The organism is Clostridium thermosuccinogenes (assembly GCF_002896855.1).
Lineage (GTDB): Bacteria > Bacillota > Clostridia > Acetivibrionales > DSM-5807 > Pseudoclostridium > Pseudoclostridium thermosuccinogenes.
Window position 1 is genome coordinate 3,875,791 of record NZ_CP021850.1, and the last position, 16,473, is coordinate 3,892,263.

Genomic DNA, 16,473 nt, shown 5'->3' on the forward strand with positions numbered 1-16,473 from the left:
TTTTAATCCACGGAGGTCAATATATGTACAAAATGCTTATTGTCGACGATAACCCCCGTCACAGAAGAAATGCCGCCAATATAACAAACTGGGATGCCCTTGAAATAAGTATAGTTGGTGAATACGCCAATGGCAAATTGGCTTTAGACAATATTGATACCTCCAACCCTGATATCATCCTTGCCGATGTGTCAATGCCCGTCATGGATGGTATTGAAATGGCGAGACTTCTTAAAGAAAGCCACCCAAACATAAAAATCATTTTTATGAGCTGTTATGATGAATTTGAATATGTAAGGTCGGCCATTGATCTCGATGCTTATGGATATATTCTCAAGCCCTTCAAGGCGGAAGAGCTTATAAGGGTCATCAAAAAAGTCCTGAATATATATAAAGTCGAAGATGCTCTTCAGAAAGAGCGGGAAGAAATGGCACAGTATATTAATCAGTCCCTTCCCCTTCTCCAGGAGCAGTTTTTAAGGGAGCTTTTATACGGAACCTGCAGCGCCAACGAAGACATTTTAAAAAGATGGCGCTTTCTTAAGATGGAGCTCCCGCAAAATTACAAGGTGAGAGTGATTGTATTTCATTTGAATATAGATCCGGCGGAGCAAACCAGGGATGATATGGATTATAAATATCTGACCTCCTACACAATAAAGAGAATTATAGACAATATGAGCTGCAACTGTAAGCTTTATTCTCTCCAGTCATCAAGCATGGAATACAGCATTATAGCCATTAAGGATGATGCTGTACCGGAAAGTCCCGAAAAGGACAGCAATGATTTCTGGAATATAGTTGTTAAGTTAAAGGAAGATATAAAGGCTAAATTAAATATTGACATTGTTATAGGAATAAGCAATACATCTGATAACATCAGGGATATTTATATTCTTAATCAACAGGCTTTAAGCGCTCTTAACACAAAAGTTTATACCAACGGCAGCCAGATGATTCTGTACCAGGAAATAGAAGATGCCCAGAACGCATCCTTCGAAGAGAAGGTCAACCTGCAGGAGTTATTCATGGAGGTAAAGCAGCTGCTGTCCCGGGGCGGTACCGGTGATATACTTAAATTTATCGACAAGTACCTGAGCGAAGATACAATACTGCAAAGCGACAATTACATAAAAAGCCTGTCCTTCTCCATTGTAAACTCAATTCAAATTATTCTGATGGAAAACGATGAGTCTTTTGACAACATTTTTAATGAAAAGCTCATCGTATGGAACAAGCTTGATAATTTCAACACTATCAAGGACGTGAGGAACTGGCTGTTCAATTTAATTAATACCTGCAGACAATACCTGTCCAATAAGGATACCCAGGGTTACGGACTTGTAGTGCAAAAAATCAAGGATTACATACATAACCATTACCACGAGCGCATCACCCTTGATGACTTTGCCAGGCTGACCAACTACAGCGGCACACACCTGACAAATGTGTTTCGTGAGGCTACCGGCAAAACAGTTTTTGATTATTTGATAGATTACAGGATGGAAAAAGCAAAGGAGATGCTGAAATCCCGTTCCAGCAAAATTTATCTCGTAGCAGAACAGGTAGGCTATACCAACATATCCCACTTCTGCCTGCAGTTTAAAAAGCATACAGGCCTGAGCCCCACGGAGTTCAAAAACAGTTAGCATGTTTATAGCAGGGGGAGGATTTTATGCATGCCTGATAAAGCAAAATTAAACATACCAAGGCTGCCGCACCTTAAATACAGGCAGAAAATTGCTTTTACCATTCTTGTTTTCTCGCTGTTACCCTTGATATTTTTCGGCTCCAGCCAGTTTGTGAGCTCATGGGAAAACAGGCTCAAAGACATATTATATATCTATGACAGCCAGATAAACAACAGTGTTGAAAAAATCAATGACACCTTTAAGTCCTATATGGACAAAACAATTTTCATCAACAGCACTCCCAAAATAACCAACTTCCTTGACAAGAGCTATTCCGGTGATCTCGTATCATATATTGACGAATACAGAGCTCTGGAAGATATAATCAACGCCCTGATCATCAATGACAAAAAGGAAAATTTCAACCTTTACGCACTGAATGATACACTTTTTGGCAATGGTTATTACGTCAGGAGGGTGCTGGAACTTTCCGAGGCTCAGAAAAAGAAGTATATGAATGCCTTTGCCGAGTCCTCAGATTTTATATGGGAGTATGTGCCTTCCAACGAGACAGGCCCTGAAGGTTGCTTTGACATTCACATGTATGGAAGAATCCAGCCTGCAGTGAACCTGGTGGCAATATCCGAAACCAAGTTTACTTATAGCAGCATAGCCAGGGAATTCGAATTCAACATCCCGGCAAATAGTTTTATTGCATATGTGTCGGCAAGCGATAAAATAATGCTTCTGAAAAACAACATGCAGAATGGCAATAATCCTGTTGAAATTGTAGAAAATTATCTGGATACTCCTTCGTCCGGCAGCTTTTATGTAATAGAAGCGAAAATAGAAAGCAATTCAGACCGTGTGTTTATGTTCCTGCCCAAATCGTATGTTACAGGACAGGTCCTTAGCTCCATGTCCTTTATGATTTTGCTTTCACTGGTACTTATAATAATTACGTTTCTCTCCGTGATCATGACTTCGAAGCTTTTGACCCGGCGCCTCACAAATCTTGTCGCCCAAGTAAACACCGATATTGAGTCCCTTTTGGATAAGCCAGACCTTATGGTATTCAAAGGGCATGATGAGTTCAGTATACTAAACTACAAATTCTGGGATCTTATATTAAAGATTAAGCAATATTATAAGAATATTTCAGAATATGAACTGGAAAGAAAAAACTATGAGCTGGAAAAGAAGAAGCTGGAATTAAAACTGCTTCAGGAAAGAATAAATCCCCATTTCCTCTACAACTCCCTTTCCTGCATCAAACTTGCCTTCCCCAATAAGGAGCTTGAAGACATCATCGATGCATTGATAAGGTATTACAGGATTGCATTAAACCGTGGCAATGAAATCCTTTCAGTGTCCGAAGAGGTGGACATGGTCGAAAAGTATATCAAAATACAAAAGTTTGCTTTTGATTCAGATTTTAATTACTATATAAGCATGGATGAAAGCATATTGAACTGCAAAATGCTCAAGCATATACTTCAACCAATTGTTGAGAATGCCATAATCCATGGAATCTTAGGCCTTCAATCCGGCGGCTTTCTAAAAATCACAGGAAAGAACGCTGGTGACAGCATGATTTTTCAGGTAACTGACAATGGTGTAGGCATGAGCCAGGATAAAATCGATAAACTGCTGGGTGATAATATTGATACCCAGGAAAGCTTCAACAGCAGCGGCTATGGAATTAAAAATGTAAAAAACAGGCTTGACCTCAGATTTGGCAGCAACTATTCCCTTCATATCGATAGCGCCATCGATGTCGGCACAACCGTGACTCTTAAAATACCTAAACTACTCAGTGCATAACGTCAAGCATGAGGAATTGCATCAGCCGGCCCCCTACCCGGCTTTGGATGCGGCTTGCCTGCATGCAGGCAAGCCTTTTTTAAACAACAGTGCTAAAACGTGGACAAACCATCAGCCTGCATCCGTTCCGGCTATATTGAAATCGTTAAATATTAAGCATCACAATTTGTATAAAACCGGTTTGAATCCAGCTAATTGAAATGGACGCTTATTGCTCCGAAAGGATTCAAAGCGCATAACAAACAATACATCCATTATTAGCAGAATTCATTCCTAAGTTGTATAGCATTGGAATGAGTATACTTCAGATTTGGTTATATCAATCATTATCCGGGCATTCCTATATTCCCAGCATTTCGTAAGTTAAATCCCTGATCTTTGGATGAACCACAGCATAAGCATAACCACAGCCTAAAACATGCATTGCATAAAAGATTGCCAGGTGATTTTCCACATCAATTAATGCATAAGCTCCGGCGGCTCCGTCCCATCCGAATTCTCCCAAAGGACTTTTTGCTCCGGATTTATCCTTATCAACCATAGTGCGTACACCCAAGCCATAGCTATACCCGACTTTTCCCATCATGTCGAAATCTTTTCGGGAAACTTCATGCAGCTGGTCCTCCCGCATCAGGTCTATAGTTTCTTTTGACAGAAGCTTGTATCCGTCGGCGCTGACGCCTTCATTGCACATGGCATCCAAAAACAGTATGTAATCATCGACGGTGGATATTAAACCCGCACCACCGCTTTCATACTTATCCGACAGGATATAAACGTTTTTGTTTTGTACGGGCACAGGGGTCATGGTATCTGCATTGTACTGGAACTGGTCTACCATATTGGCTTTCCGGTCGGCTGTCAATTGGAAACCGGTGTTTTTCATACCCAGCGGTCCAAAAATATTCTCTTCCATATATTCACCCAGTTTGCGGCCTGATACCACTTCAATGACTGCCCCCAGCACATCATGGCTTAAACTGTATTGATAGCGCGTCCCCGGTTCAAAATCCAAAGGCTCCTCAGCCAAAGCTTTTATTATCTGCCGGGTGGAAGCCTGCCTGTTTGTATCCTCCAGGAGTTTTGTTATGGATGGAGCTGCCAGATTGTAATTCAATCCGCTCTGCATGGAAAGAAGGTGCCTTATTGTCATGATGTTTTTAGCCGGCTCGATACCAGTATCTTTTCTTACTTTTAGGTTCTCATATTCCGGCAGGTATTTATAAACCGGGTCATCGAGATGGATACTTCCCTTTTCCACAAGCTGCATGACTGCAGTGCAGGTGATGACCTTCGTTGCCGAATAGAGCAAATATGTATTGCCCTCTGTCAAAGGCTTTGTTTTAGCAGCATCAGCAAAACCTGCCCTGTGGCGGAAAACAGGCTTGTGATCTTTGTACACCACGCAATCACAGGCTGGTATGCCGTGCCCTTCCAATGAATCCAGAAAACCCTTCAGTATCTTTTGATTCATCTTTTTATCCTCCTCTGTCCCATTTCCTGTCTGATGGCAGGATCTTCTCCGGCGATAATCCCGTATTTTGAAACATCCAACTGAACAAAGGATTGCCTTTCCAAAAGAATTCAAAAGCCATGCCAAATTCCCTATTGATGGGAATAGGCGCCGATGCTTCGAAGTCTGACGGAGAGTCACTCCTGTCGTTCATATAACCTTATCGCCCCGCAGCATGGCATTAAAAAGAAGCTTTCTCCACAACCAGCAAAATCATGCAGGATGTTTCAATTCATAAATTACATAAGTGCCATGCCTGTCGCATACCATCATTTTATACCAATATATCTGCAATGGGAATAGTTACAGGTAAAATTTATCCAATGCCCCATTCTCCCCTCAATATACCACCACAGTAGTATTCAGCGGGATATAATATGCCAGCCAATCGATGTCCTCCTGTTTAAGCCGGACACATCCCTGGGAAACAGGCTTGCCCAAGGTCGGGTCCAAAATGCTTCCATCCGGTTTGTAAGTCCTGGAATGGAGCGCAGCACCACCATGGAACCTCATGACAGGTGCCACATAATACTTACCGAAATCCCATCTTTTCTCATACTGGAAATACTTAAACACACCGCTGATGGTTGGTGTGGTATTCTTTCCCGTAGAGCACGGCATACTGCTTCTCACCAGCTTCCAGTTTCCTTTTTCGCCGAGGAAAACATTGACCTCCTGGAACTTCAGGCTGATCCAGACCAGGTATTTTGTCTCGCTCTCATAGCCGTTTTCATTCACAAATATCTCCTTAAGCTCATCATCTGGACTACCTTTGCTGTCCACATAATCCTTCGTGGAAATTGAAATATTCCTGTAGGGAACCCATCCAACAGTACCGTCGGAGAAGCTCACCTTGGCAGAATAGGTGCCTGTGAAATCCACGTAGATTCCTTTTGATCCTTTTTCTTTGTAGCTGATCTTATTTTTCAGATTGGCATCCTTATACACATTAGAAGCTCTTATAAGCTCGCATTCGATTTCCACCGTCTTAATGGTGTTCCTCATCTCTTCAACTTTACGCTGGTAGATAACTTCAGGCGGGTAATCCATGACATCTATCTCAATATCTCGCGAAATCTTCTCAATGCCATTGTCCAGTACAAAGGTGACCTTGATTTTTTTCCCTAAAAAGTCGCTCAAGGTTATGGGGCAGGCGGAGGAAGCTGTCTCTCCCACTGAAAAATGCTTGTTTTCGTATCCTTTGATCTTTTGTCCGTTCAACTCCCAATGGGCTTTATATTCAAAATATCTTCCGGTATCATTTCCCAACTGCACCGAAGCTTTTACCTTCTCATAGAAATAAGCTTTTGTCTTATCTGTGGTGGACAGGATGGATACGGGTATTTTCTTATTTACCTTAAAAGTCTTCTTAGCCGATGAGATTAGCTGTTCCTTCTCATCATACAGGAGAAAGGATACCGACATTTTTGACAATCCTTCCTGAGGCGGCACGATATAGTTAAGTTCTGACTGCATACCGTTTTGCAGGACAAAAACTTCATCAGAAATTTCCTGCACCGGCACTCCGTTTACCATCCATACCGCTTTTACCCTTGCGCCGTCATTCTCAGAGTTGACAGTTGCAGTAATCTTTATCTTTTCGCCCACATACACCTCATCATATTCACTATATAACGTGATGCTGGCCTTCATATCAGGAATTTCTTCGGAATGCTCTTCAGCAAACACTTGTATCACATTTAGCGCCGTTAACAAAACGGCAAGCATAATGATGCTTATTACTTTTTTCATTTTGACCTCCCGATTTGATCCAATGCTTTTATTGCTGCTGAAATAAACACCATATAATCATAGCTTTGAAGCATCTGACTGTATAAAGGATCATCGTTTCCTAGGGACTCAAAGTCCATGTTTGGCGCTTATTCAGCGCTTATAAGGAATAACAGCCTGCATATTTTTAGAGTCCTGCCAAAAAATTTTCCAAGCCTTCCTTATAATCCAAAACCCTCACAGTCCGGCTTTTAAAAGCAGAACCCTCCTATCCCGTACCCTTTATATCAGCTTTTCAAATTTATAATTTTATGTCTACAAATGAGCAGCCTTAATATGTTAACATAATATGCCATTATTTTCAATAGTCATTGATAGCTCCCCCCTTGATAATATTGAGGATATGGCAGATTTCCAAGCTTCGTAGTTCAGCAGCCATTGCCAAATATATTCCGGAATTTTATACATTATTCCTTATGAAATTGACGAAAAGAACAACTCTTATTCAGAATGTAGAAAAGAACGCTGTTTTAGGCATAAGAAGGCACTAAACAGTAGATTTTATGTTAATAATACCAGTTCATGTGCATGCCGCCTCAAGCATTAAAAGGGACTGAACCTATCAAGGTCCAGCCCCTTTTAATACCTAAACTTCCACAATAATTTTGCCTACCAAAAGGCGTGTCTGCTTTAAAAAGGAGGAAAGAATGTATTTTAGTATCCATTGCCCCGGCTATCCGGGATTTTTATCATCATGCTGTAAAATGCTTGTACATTTCCTTTTTAGCTCCGCATACAGGACATACATCAGGCAGATGGTCCTTTATTGTGTGTCCGCACACAGGGCAAACATACACAGGGCCCAACTCCATGTCCTTTCCTTGCTTTGCAGCTACCTGAGCCTCCTGGAACAGCTTGACATGAATCTTTTCAGCTTCCAACGCAAAGCGGAAAGCTCTCTCTGCATCTTTTTCCTGCTGAAAAATCGCTGCATTCAGATAAACAGGATACATCTGCTCCACTTCATGCAGTTCTCCATCGATGGCCCCCTGAAGATTGTCTGCAGTCTTTCCGGCTCCAAATACGGCGCCTGCTGTGACACTGGCACCTCCTACTTTTTCTTTCAGCACTTTAAAATGATTATCGGCATGAGCCCACTCAGCGTAAGCTATTGCCCTAAACAGCCTGCCTATATTAGGCATTCCTTCTTTCTCCGCCATATCTCCCCATATAAGATACCTCATATGGGCCATGCTTTCTCCTCCGTAAGCAGAACGAAGAAAATCCGCAGTCATATCATTTCTTACCGGCATATCAAACTATCCTTTCAATATCATATTTTTTCCCATTCATAGTATAGTAAATATGCCGGTTTTATATTCGTTCAATTTCAAATTTTAACATTGATATGCCTGCTACCCACGATGACCATGAAATCCCTGATGAATATCTTCTGAGCCTGCTTTTTTGACCTTAAATCCCCTTATGGGATGTTCATTTTTGATGAACGTGATAAAATTCTGATTGCCCGCTGGACTTCTATAGCCGCTTCACGCGGATCACCGGAGGAACAGCAAAGCATAATTTATCACAGTGAAAAGCATCAGGCTCAAAGCATTGTACATGCTGAATTGGACCATATATTTCCCGCTGCTTCCGGGGTTCTCCTTTGCATATATCTTATAGGATATCACACTCGCCAGGGAAGCGATGATTGTGCCCATCCCGCCGATATTTACCCCGAGGAGCAGCTCCCTCCAGTCGGAATTGAATTTCGACAGAAAGATCGCGCAGGGTACATTGCTGACGACCTGACTTAAAATAATTGAACTGAAATAGGTGCGTCCGGCGCTGCTGAGGTATCCTTCCATGAATCCGGCTATTGCAGGTATGCTGGATACATTGCCTATGAAAATGAAAAAACATATAAAAGTAGCCAGCAGCAAATAATCTACTTTTTTAAACAGCTTCTTATTGATAATAAATGTCAAGACCACTGTCACCAGAAAGACCAGCTGATAGCTCACCACATCAAATATGGACAGGACTATGATTATGAATAACACAGCCCATATTGCAGCCTTCATGCCTTCTTTGATTTCTATGGGCTCCAGGGTGATATCAAAATCAATTTTGGTGCTGCTTAAGTTAAGAATACACAGCCACGCCAAACCCAGGAGGGCAAACAAGCCGACAACCGGGAAAAATTGGGCGGCAGTAAGCTCATAATATGAGAATATGTATAGATTCTGTGGATTGCCTATAGGGGTCAAACTGCTTCCGATATTAGCCGCCAGAGTCTGCAGGATCACCGTACCCATGACATTCATATCCGATTTCCTGCTGATCACCAGCGTAAGCGGCACTAAGGTGATCAGTGCTATGTCATTGGTTATAACCATTGATGAAAAGAAGCTCAGCAGTATCATGATCAGGGACACTCTGCGGCTATTGGTACACCTGTTTAATATACCGACCGCAAATTTATCCAGCAGCCTCAACTCCTCAAAAGCTTTTACCACTATCATGAGATTAAACAGGCATGCCAGAACCTCAAAATTTATATATTCTATTTCCGGTCTTGCAAAAAAACAGCTCAATATAGCCAGTGCAAAGGATAGTGCAAATACAGGATCGTTTTTTAAAAATGTTAAGGCAAGCTGTAGTGTTTCTTTGCCCGGTCTTAAAGTTTGTGTATTCGTAGTCTTCGCCATAAAACCTTCCTCGTTTGCTATTTTGTCTTTGCTATTTCGTTTTAACTAACAGCTTCTCCCAGTTGTCCATCCCATCAAACCTGAGCACGGTCAACCACCTTCTTAGGAATACTTCCTGTCGCCCTCTGTTTTGACCTCTTCTGTCTGCTTAAAGCTCAGGAGAGTACCCCTTTGCTTTTATTTTCATGCGTAAGCTCATTTAATTCGCTGTCACGTCAGATGAGTCCACCCGGTACACCCTAAAGCCATAGTCTATATCCGCACCGGTCTCTTCCTTTATCTTTGCCGCAGCCCTGCGGATACGTTCCTTTCCTATTTCACAGATATTCTTATATCCGTCTCTGTTAGCTGCAGAGTTGGGTTCTGTCGGTTCGGGCAGTTGGACCATAATGAACTTCCGTCTGCCGCCGTCTTCTGCATTGAGCTTCATAACTGCATGGGCAGTTGTTGCAGAACCGGAAAAGAAATCGAGGATTATGTCGTCCTTGCCGGTAGTACAGCATTTCACCAACTCATATATAAAGGCAACCGGTTTCGGATAATCAAAATAACTCTCATTAAATAAACCTTTTAGCTCCATCGTCGCACTTTGATTCATAAAATCATTCTCTGTCGCGAATAAACTGCTAACCGGATTGTTACGGTTTATAGCTTCATTTTTATACCGCTTGAAAATAAAGCCCCGCTCATTCTCCCCATGGTCAACTTTAAATTTTATCTTTCCCCTATTTATATATTCCTTCAATGTTTTCTCTGAAAAAGCCCAGAATCTGCCTTTGGGAGGATAGTCGACCTTGCCTGTATAGGGATTTTTTATCGGGAAATAAGTGGAATCCCCTCCTCTTTTTGCGCTGGGATCGCCAGGGCACCAGTCCCCGTAAGGATCGTTGTCCGGATTTGAATAATTGGCAAAGCTCTTTTCCTTACCTACAAGATGAACAGCGCTTTTTTTCTTTGAATATATTAATAAATTTTCATGCTGCAAATTAAATCCGTTTCCGTCGTCGCCGGTCATAGACTTTGTCTTTCGGATGACCTCGCCGATAAAATTGCTGCTGCCAAAAATTTCGTCGCAGATTTTCCTCAAATTATGATGCTCATGGTCATCAACACTTATAAAAATCACTCCGTCATCCTTCAACAGGACTCTGGCAAGCTTTAACCTTGAGTACATCATAGTCAGCCAACCGCTGTGAAAGCGCCCGTTCAACTCATTATCCTGAGACAGCCTTTTGCCTTCTTCGTCAAGCTGCCCCGACTTTTTGAGATAGTCGGCGGCTGCCAGCCTATAATCATCTTTATATGTAAAATCCTTGCCGGTATTGTAAGGCGGGTCGATATATATGCATTTTATCCTATTCACATAGGACTCCTGAAGCAGCTTCAACACATCCAGGTTATCCCCTTCTATGTAAAGGTTTTGGGTGTTGTCCCAGTCCACACTATCTTCCTTGACAGGCTTTAGCGTCTTGTCAGCAGGGGTGTTTGCAAGCAAAATGGCCTCTTTTTTCCCCGGCCATGTCAGCTGATATCTTTCCTTGCCTCCCTCAACAATCCCATAGGACAGCTCCTGCTTTAAAAGCTCAAAGTCAACGGCCTTTTTAAGATTTCCGTTTTCATCCCTTATTTCCGTAATAACATTGGGGAAAATTCCTGCTATCTTTTCTATATTTAATTGAACATTATCAGCCGGTTTCTTTGTAAGCTTATCCATACCATCCTCCCGTCAACTCCGAATGATTCATCCCAACTCCTTAGAAAATTGCAGCTTTGACAGAGCTGCTTATATCTCTAAAGTGTCCGTAAAATCATATCCGATTAACCGGTACAATATTCAATATAATGTATTCTCACCCTTTTTCAGTATAATTTTCTCTGGAATAATGAAGATAATTATAAAGCAGCCTGTCGCGGCAAAAGCTCTTCATTCCAAAAGGTTGAAAATAAAAGCCTACTGTGCCGCCAGTAATTTTCACATCTGAAGGGATGATTCCACATCCACCAGCTCGGCTTCCTGCTCAGCACTCTTGCGGATTCTGTGCCGGGCATAGAAGAAGCAGCCCACCTGGCCCAAACCTGCCAGAGACCATGTTACCGGATAGCAGGCAAAGAGCATAATCACTGTGGGATACCAGGCGAAGAATGTAGCCAGCCATACGATTCTCATGAGGCATGCGCCTACCAGGGTGCAAAGCATAGGCATGACGGAAAAGCCCATACCGCGGGTCAATCCCGGATATACATTCATCACACCGCAGGTGAAGTATACAACCATCATGACTTTCATGCGCAGCATCCCCAGCTCAATAACCTCCGGATCAGAGGTATAGAATCCGAGAAGCGGTTTTCCGAAAATCACTGTTGCACCACCCAGGATAATCCATGTGATGAAGATCAATGCGGTACACACTTTTGCAACGGTGTCAATCCTATCATACTTCTTTGCTCCCATATTCTGCCCGGTAAAGGTGATAGCCGCATTATAATAGGCATTCATAGTGGTACCAACAAAGCCTTCCACATTGCTTGCGGCGGAGCTGGCAGCCACCATGGTGGAGCCAAAAGAATTGACGGCTGACTGGATCAGCACGTTGGAAATGGAGAACAGCAAGCCCTGAAGTCCTGCGGGCAGGCCAATCTTCACAATGTCCTTAAGCTTCTTGGCGTCAATGCGCATCTGCCGGGGCATGAAGCGTATACTCCCATCGCTCCTGTAAAGGCAGATCATGATCAGCAGCAATGAGAGATACTGGGAAATGACGGTAGCCCATGCTACCCCTGCCACACCCATACGCAGCACGATCACGAAGAACAGGTTGAATATCACGTTTACAATACCACTGACGATGAGGTAGTACATCGGACGGCGGCTGTCTCCTACAGCACGCAGAATGGCCGCACCGAAATTATATACCATGGCGGCTGGAATACCGATGAAATAGATTTTCATATATAGCACCGACAGGTCGATTATATCCCCTGGAGTTCCCATCATCTCCAAAAGCGGCTCGCAAAGGATAAGGCCCAATATCATTACAACCAGCCCGCTGATGATACTGACAGCGATGGAAGTATGAACAGACCGGCTTACGGCGCCCGGTTGTCCGGCACCGTAATCCTGCGCCACGACAACGCTCGTACCCACCGACAAGCCCATGAACAAGTTGACTATAAGATTAATTAGAGAACCCGTCGCACCCACCGCAGCCAGCGCCTCTCTGCCTGTAAACTGCCCGACGATCACCATGTCGGCAGCATTGAACAATAGCTGCAGTATGTTCATTGCCATGATAGGCAAAGCGAAAATCAATATTTTGCTAAAAAGCGGTCCGTTACACATATCCATGTCACGGCTTTGTGAAATCATAAGGGCATTCGCTTCCTTTTCTTTTGTTACCTCAAGCTAATTCAAATTATCAGCCTGAAAAACAGTCAAGCTTCGGATGAAAACATTAAATTTCTCACCAAAGCTTAACTTATATTTGAGATTTTTACAATGTAATTTTTTATTATATGCATGTATTATTTAAGCATGTATTATTATAAGCTATTTGACCCAGCAAGGGAAGCTTTGCAGCCAAAATCCACTTTATTTGGGCTTAATCGCGATATAATCCTGCAAGTGTGCAGAATAATCCCCCAACACAATCCTATACCGCCGGAAATGCCCATTATTGAACATTTACTCCCGAATCGCCGGCCTTACCTCGTAAATTTATTCTAAAGTAATACCGGAAAAGATGAAGAAAACTTTACTTAAATTTAGCTATTACATTCCGATTACATTTCACCTGTACTTTGAAATAATATCAATTCTTGTGATATCGTATAACAATGCTGTTAAAAATGAGAAAGGACCCTGTGCAGGTTTTACCTACATCAGGGCCTTTTCTACTGGATGCTTCTATTCAAAATTACCGTATAACCATGAATCTATGCTACCGGTCAGCCGGTAATTCAACTTAAGGAAATCCTGGTCACTCCATGTGCCGTTTGCATATCTTCCCAGGCTAATCACAAAGTGGCCCCAGGCTCCATTTGCAGGAGACCCGATTTCCGATCTCGGAATAACGATTTCTATTCCACCGGTGCTTGTATCCCATTGAGGTTCGATCACAGAGGTGATATTCTTATTGAACACCCAGTTTCCGTTGTTTACAGCATATTTGCTGTATCCCGTATCGCTGTTCCTTCTGGTGAACATATATGTCAAATTTCTTCCAAGATTCGTGCCATATCTAGAATTGGTGGTGGTTGATACATTGCCTGCATTGAAATCGGTATACACCGTCATCTCAAAGTTATCGCTTCCAAACCCGGGAAGTGTACCGGCAACATTATTAATGCGTATATAAATATTGTCGTTGTCATTGCAGATGTATACCTTCTGTATGTCCGTCTGCGGATCGGAAACCACTCCATCTCTTGGTGAGTCTACATAATACGGAACATACTGATACTGGCTCCAATCGCTGCTTGCCCCCGGAGTCACATTAATACTCTTGTAGCAGCCGGCATTTGACTCCGAAGCATATACCCGTGTATCATAATTGTTTGCATAAGCAAGGCAAGCCAATATATACGCTGCTGCCGTTACCGGTTCCGAAGCTGTACTGACGCAAGGTGCCTTGGTAACATTGCTTATACATTCCCCTGTAACCATAAATCCGGTAGCAGTCCTATTCTTAAACCATTTCAGCATTTCATAAGCCTTTGCGGTATTACCGGTATAAATTTGGTAAATGGCATTCCACATCGTCATCTGAGGCCATGAAGGAGCGGCTTCCAATGCTTCATTTCCGCCGGGACTCCACGGGGAGGTATAGTAGAAAGTATCACCAGCGTAACGCGGTAGTCCATAAGTATCCGCGGTCATTGTCTCCATCTTGGCGATATGGCTTCTTGCCCGTGAAGAATTCACATCAATAACACCCAATGCAAACAGGATGTTGGTTGACGTATCCATTAAAGTATTAGCTGTGTTATCTGTATTTATGCACCGGTTATAATAGCCGTTGTTTACGTTCCATAACCCCTTATAGATGTCGGTATCATCCCTGTTAATCGCAGTCATTATAGTGCTGCTTGCACCATTATAGCTATCGGCAAGCGCCGGTTCGCCCTTTATTTGTGCCAGCCACGCAGCAGCTCTTAAACCGGCCGCATAAGCAGCTTGGGTATAGGTATAATACTGTGAATAATCTCCTTCTTCCCAGATGCTTTTATCTTCGGGACCAAATCCATTATTTAGGTTGATATTATTCATAATGAAATTCGCAGTCTTTTTAACTGCATTATATACGCTGTCCAAAAACGCATTGTCATTGGTGGCTAAATAGTGTCTATACACTCCTACCAGAAAGATTCCCATGGAATCATATTCCGGTTCTACAAAGTTTGCATCCGTATTGTCCCAAAGCCAATAGCAAGTTTCAAAGGTTCCATTGGCGGCTTGTCTTGCAGCCAGCCACTTCCAGTAAGTTCCAGCTTCCGCAGTGAATCCTGCTGCATCCAATGCCAGGGCTGTCACAGCTGAATCCCTAGCCCACACTTTACTGCTGTAATTATACGGATTGGTCGTGGCAGGGAATGCCCCATCCTCTGTGGTGTTTCCGGGCCTGATACAGTTTTTTATCATGACCAAGTTTCTCTTAATAACCGTCGTCAGATCTGCGTCATTAAATTCCGGAATGGTTTTACCGCTAAACCAGTTATTATAGATGTTTTTAGTGTAGTCAAACCAGTAGCTTCCAGTATTTGCCCTTACAGTATCAATGATGCTCTGGATATTGGATTGGCTTGTCCCTAAAGCGAGGTAAAAATACACATAACTGGTATTGTTAGCAGCCACAGTGACATTCTGCACAAACCCCACCGACGGGTCCTTGGTAGTTACACTGGAATTATTCTTCAGCGTTCCATCGTTGTCAAATGTATACCAAGGGGAACATGTGGAACTGGATAAGTTGCTATCTGCGTCATTTGCCACCTGATAGTAGGTAGGAGTTTCAAATGCCCCCAATGCCAGATATGGCTGCCCTGAGGCACTCATATCGACGATCAGCGCTTTTCTGGCGGAATCATAATATGCTGTTACATTATTAGAGGTGGTGTTATTGGGATGAAGCATGTCCAATATGCTGTAATTTAAGCTTGTATTGCCCGTATTAGTCAACGAATATCTTACAACGATGAAATTTTGATTTGGCACCATGACATAATCCTTGGATATTTCCAAATTAGGAATGTAACTGCCATTATATTTCAGATAATTGTTGTGCAGCACTCCATCCTCTGTAAAATACCCTTCGGAATCGAAATCATGCACTTGGTTGTATTTTACTCCATCCGTTTCGTTTCTAAAAAAGCTGGAGTAATCGTGAATCTGATTTACAGTCCACTTGCCTGAATACCTCAGCTCCGAAAGGCGTGGACCTTTTGTGCTGATCGTATCATTGCCTGCCAAATGGCTGGCCTGCCACAAAGCCATCATATTACTCCAGTTGGAAAGATAAAGGCTCCTCACTGAAACATGTTTAGGAGTAACCACCAGATTGTCCAGGTTTATAAACCCGTCTGAGCTGCTCTCAACCAGAACTCTGACCGTATGAGTGCCTGCTGATAAGGTTGTTCCCACATCAGTAGTGCTCCATGAATCCCAGCTTCCGTTATCTGGAAAATATGCATTACTGATTTTCACGCCGTCCACAAGGACAGATCTTTTATTATAGTTTCCCGTATTGTTTGAATACCGTAACCGCAACGTGTAATCCCCTTCGGTGGCTACTGTAATATTAAACTGGACGTAGTCACCGATTTCTCCATATCCGTCTACAAAACCCGTACCTGTGTATCCTGGATGGTTTGTATTCACGGTAACATTGTTGAGGGTTGCTGTTTCCGCCTCATAGGTGTTTTCCGGATAGGTTACCGCATATGCAGATATGGTATTGAAAGCATTTGTTGATGCCAGTATGAATACAAGAAGCGTCACGGTAAGTATCCTAGCTGTTATTTTGCATTTTTTAATGTTCATAACAAAACCTCCATTCATTCTTAA

10 protein-coding genes are annotated in these 16,473 nt (G+C 42.6%); 2 read left to right on the forward strand and 8 right to left on the reverse strand.

What is annotated here, in order from left to right; genetic code table 11:
* Positions 1 to 23 precede the first annotated feature (23 nt).
* Complete coding sequence (locus tag CDO33_RS16990; protein WP_103079830.1) at positions 24 to 1,649, forward strand: response regulator; 1,626 nt, start codon at positions 24 to 26, stop codon at positions 1,647 to 1,649.
* A gap of 30 nt (positions 1,650 to 1,679) precedes the next feature.
* The gene (locus CDO33_RS16995; RefSeq protein ID WP_103079831.1) at positions 1,680 to 3,455 is read left to right on the forward strand and encodes a sensor histidine kinase; all 1,776 of its coding nucleotides are present in this window, start codon (positions 1,680 to 1,682) and stop codon (positions 3,453 to 3,455) included.
* 340 nt (positions 3,456 to 3,795) lie between these two features.
* Here the strand turns inward: CDO33_RS16995 and CDO33_RS17005 are convergent, their stop codons facing one another.
* The 8 genes from CDO33_RS17005 to CDO33_RS17035 form a co-directional block, all read right to left on the reverse strand.
* Positions 3,796 to 4,929: a serine hydrolase domain-containing protein gene (locus tag CDO33_RS17005; protein WP_103079833.1), complete on the reverse strand. Its 1,134-nt coding sequence runs from the start codon at positions 4,927 to 4,929 to the stop codon at positions 3,796 to 3,798.
* 4 nt (positions 4,930 to 4,933) lie between these two features.
* Positions 4,934 to 5,122 (reverse strand): hypothetical protein, encoded by a 189-nt coding sequence (locus CDO33_RS20630; protein ID WP_103079834.1) that lies wholly within the window; start codon positions 5,120 to 5,122, stop codon positions 4,934 to 4,936.
* 185 nt (positions 5,123 to 5,307) lie between these two features.
* Positions 5,308 to 6,720, reverse strand: coding sequence for a L,D-transpeptidase (locus CDO33_RS17010; RefSeq protein WP_103079835.1), 1,413 nt, complete (start codon positions 6,718 to 6,720; stop codon positions 5,308 to 5,310).
* A gap of 731 nt (positions 6,721 to 7,451) precedes the next feature.
* Entirely contained in the window at positions 7,452 to 8,012 is a 561-nt protein-coding gene (locus tag CDO33_RS17015; RefSeq protein ID WP_103079836.1) for a rubrerythrin family protein, read from the reverse strand.
* A 246-nt stretch (positions 8,013 to 8,258) separates the two neighbouring features.
* Complete coding sequence (locus tag CDO33_RS17020; protein WP_103079837.1) at positions 8,259 to 9,413, reverse strand: SLC13 family permease; 1,155 nt, start codon at positions 9,411 to 9,413, stop codon at positions 8,259 to 8,261.
* Between the two features lie 199 nt (positions 9,414 to 9,612).
* A complete protein-coding gene (locus CDO33_RS17025; RefSeq protein WP_103079838.1) occupies positions 9,613 to 11,127 on the reverse strand; it encodes a site-specific DNA-methyltransferase in 1,515 nt (504 codons plus the stop codon).
* 258 nt (positions 11,128 to 11,385) lie between these two features.
* Entirely contained in the window at positions 11,386 to 12,780 is a 1,395-nt protein-coding gene (locus CDO33_RS17030; RefSeq protein ID WP_103079839.1) for an MATE family efflux transporter, read from the reverse strand.
* A gap of 537 nt (positions 12,781 to 13,317) precedes the next feature.
* Positions 13,318 to 16,449 (reverse strand): CBM35 domain-containing protein, encoded by a 3,132-nt coding sequence (locus tag CDO33_RS17035; protein WP_161496402.1) that lies wholly within the window; start codon positions 16,447 to 16,449, stop codon positions 13,318 to 13,320.
* Positions 16,450 to 16,473: the final 24 nt, after the last annotated feature.

Excerpts from the sequence above, each read along its gene's own strand:
- CDO33_RS16995 (WP_103079831.1), top strand. The coding sequence starts at position 1,680 with ATGCCTGATAAAGCAAAATTAAACATACCAAGGCTGCCGCACCTTAAA.
- CDO33_RS17030 (WP_103079839.1), bottom strand. The coding sequence starts at position 12,780 with ATGATTTCACAAAGCCGTGACATGGATATGTGTAACGGACCGCTTTTT.
- CDO33_RS17020 (WP_103079837.1), bottom strand. The coding sequence starts at position 9,413 with ATGGCGAAGACTACGAATACACAAACTTTAAGACCGGGCAAAGAAACA.
- CDO33_RS17035 (WP_161496402.1), bottom strand. The coding sequence starts at position 16,449 with ATGAACATTAAAAAATGCAAAATAACAGCTAGGATACTTACCGTGACG.
- CDO33_RS17005 (WP_103079833.1), bottom strand. The coding sequence starts at position 4,929 with ATGAATCAAAAGATACTGAAGGGTTTTCTGGATTCATTGGAAGGGCAC.
- CDO33_RS17010 (WP_103079835.1), bottom strand. The coding sequence starts at position 6,720 with ATGAAAAAAGTAATAAGCATCATTATGCTTGCCGTTTTGTTAACGGCG.
- CDO33_RS17015 (WP_103079836.1), bottom strand. The coding sequence starts at position 8,012 with ATGCCGGTAAGAAATGATATGACTGCGGATTTTCTTCGTTCTGCTTAC.
- CDO33_RS17025 (WP_103079838.1), bottom strand. The coding sequence starts at position 11,127 with ATGGATAAGCTTACAAAGAAACCGGCTGATAATGTTCAATTAAATATA.
- CDO33_RS20630 (WP_103079834.1), bottom strand. The coding sequence starts at position 5,122 with ATGAACGACAGGAGTGACTCTCCGTCAGACTTCGAAGCATCGGCGCCT.
- CDO33_RS16990 (WP_103079830.1), top strand. The coding sequence starts at position 24 with ATGTACAAAATGCTTATTGTCGACGATAACCCCCGTCACAGAAGAAAT.